The sequence below is a fragment of the Catenulispora rubra genome (assembly GCF_015356825.1).
Lineage (GTDB): Bacteria > Actinomycetota > Actinomycetes > Streptomycetales > Catenulisporaceae > Catenulispora > Catenulispora rubra.
Genome location: NZ_JAACYW010000561.1, coordinates 1 through 2434, shown reverse-complemented (window position 1 = coordinate 2434; position 2434 = coordinate 1). Strand labels below are relative to the sequence as shown.

Annotated in this window: 2 protein-coding genes; one reads left to right on the top strand and one right to left on the bottom strand. The window is 66.8% G+C overall.

The features are described 5' to 3' along the window. Positions 1-8 precede the first annotated feature (8 nt). Positions 9-1574, bottom strand: coding sequence for a N,N-dimethylformamidase beta subunit family domain-containing protein (locus GWK61_RS54000; RefSeq protein WP_194922197.1), 1566 nt, complete (start codon positions 1572-1574; stop codon positions 9-11). Positions 1575-1718: 144 nt separating this feature from the next. Here GWK61_RS54000 and GWK61_RS53995 point away from each other — a divergent pair. Beyond that, the coding region (locus GWK61_RS53995; protein ID WP_194922196.1) for a hypothetical protein at positions 1719-2434 on the top strand (716 nt) is incomplete at its 3' end.

Below are 2434 nucleotides of genomic sequence, written 5' to 3'. Positions count from 1 at the left end.
CAGCTCCCCTACCCCGCCACCCGCCCCAAAAAGTTCGCCATAGCCCGCGTAACCCGCTTGTCCTGATACCCCGGGTGCCCCAACCCCAGCGGCCACAAAAACGTCCCCGCGGTGAACACCCAAGTGCCGCTAGCCGCCCGGTAGACGCTCGTGTTCTGCACGAACTGCGTCCCATTGCTGATCGTGTACGGCGTCGCGGTCAGCAGCGCCTGCTCCTCCGCCTTCGCCTTCGGCATCGCCTCGAAGAGCGAGTCGGCCTCGCCGCCGAGCAGCCCGGGGATCTCGTCCCCATCCTTCAACCCGGTGCCGGCCCAGAACCAGTGCCCGGCCTCCCGGACCACCAACGCATGCCGGCCCTTAAGAATCCCGCTGTACTGCACCCCCATGAGCTGTTGCTCAGCGCGCGGATGCCCTTCGCCAGCCCGCCACATCCCAGTCGGGAAGTCCTCGACGTCCGGATCCTCGAAGCCCTTGTAACACGACATAGTCCGCGTCGACTCGTCAATACGCACATGCCAATAGGCGTTGTTCGCAGTGAGGAACGCCAGAGACGTTCCCCCCGCGACCGCCTCCTCTGCATGCCGATACATATCGGTAGACCAGTACTCGTCATGACCGGCGAAGATCAGACCCCGGTACTTGCCCGGATCAATGCGCCCTGCGTGCAGGTCCAGCCCGGTGGCGTAGGTGAGGTCGTACCCCATGCCTTCAGCCCACTGGATGAACGACTGTTCGCGCACGAACCCGTCCGGCAACCCGTCCGCAAAGTACGGCCGCGCAAACGAGACCTGCGTAGCGCGCGCAGGATTGGAGATCCATCCCCGCGCGTCTGCAGAGAACTTCGCCTTAAGCGCAGAGTCCCCTTCCGCAGCTTCCTTAGTGACATAGCCGTAGTAGACGTTCCGACCGGTAATACCGTCCCGCGGCCACCAGTTGTAAGCCTGCCAACTCGTCGACGGCAGCACCACGAGAAAGTCCGCCGCAGCCTCGTCGTCCCGCACAACGAACGGCACGTAGTTGCGGAACCCGTCGGCCTTGTCCAGAACCGCTACATACGTCCCCGACACCCACTCCTTAGGCACGTCCAGCGTCCACGCCACCGGCCACTCCACCGCGATACGCCCCGTCTCCGGATCGGCCGCAGGAACCGGCTGCGGCCCAACGGTCAGCGTCGGCGACACCAGAACCTGCCGCGCCGAGGCCCCGCCGTAGTAGCCGAGGCGGTAGACGGAGATCGTGAACGACCCCGCAGGCTCCACCGCTACGTGGAAATCAATCGCCTCGCCGACAGCCACCGAATCGCTCGACGCGTAGCCCTTGATCTGCCGCTCGTAGTCCGTCCCCGGCCGCGACTTCCCCGTACCCATCCGCCACTCTGCAGAGCCGGCCTTAGCGTTCTCCGCAGTAATACGGTTCCCACCCGCGGGAAGCACAGACGCCGGAAGCCCCACGCGCGGATCTCCCAGCCGCCCAGGCCCGGACTTCAGATGCGTGGCCTTCAGGACGGCGCGCGCGGCCGAAGCCGTGTTGGTCTTCTTAGCCAGATCGCGCAGGAACTTCGACGTGCTCGACATGAGAACGATCGTAGCCGGGAGGTTTAAGGAATCCCCTCCGCGGCCCAGATACGTGGCAGGACACTGTCAGCCGGGCCTTACGCCTTACGCACTACGTGCGACGCACGCATTACGCACCGAGTATCTGTGCACCGGGGGGACTAGATGACTCGCATTCCGTTCGGCACGTTCGTATCCGCCGCGATGGTGACCGCCGCAGCCGTGTTCTGGGCGATCACGGTCACGCACAGTGACGCGGGAGCGAGCGCCAGCCGCGCCGCCGCGTGCAGCTCGTCGCAGACCGCGCAGCAGAGCGCCTTCTGCTGGGTCGACAAGCCCGCCACGGTCACCGACACCGGCGCGATACGGCGCACGCTCACCGTCACCAACGGCACGCACAGCGCCTCCCGTTCAGTACTGACGGGCTGGATCACCCTCGACATCCCGCCGTCGACCACGCCAGGCCCGCAGATCCCGTTCGCGGAGGCGGACTGGCCCGCCTTCGACCCGCACAAGGGCGACAAGGTCACCGCACGGGTCGTGCAGGGCAACGTGGTCAGCGTCCAGAGCGCGCGGGGGACGTTCGCCGTCGTGGACGCGACGCCGGCCACGTACCCGCTGGTCTTCATCTCGCTCGTCATGCTGGCCGTCGGACTGGTCGGCGCGCGCGTCATGCGCAACACCCCGCGAACCGGCTTCCGCCACGGCTTCGCGCGGGCCGCGGACCGGTACCTGGTAGCGCTTACCGTCGTGGCGATCATCGTCTTCTACGTGCACCGTTCCGACGCGACGGTGTGGGGGATCGTGGTCACCGGCGGAGCAACCGCCGCCGGCTACCTGGCCGGCGCGCGCTGGATTCGGCCCGACCAGCCTGCCCGATC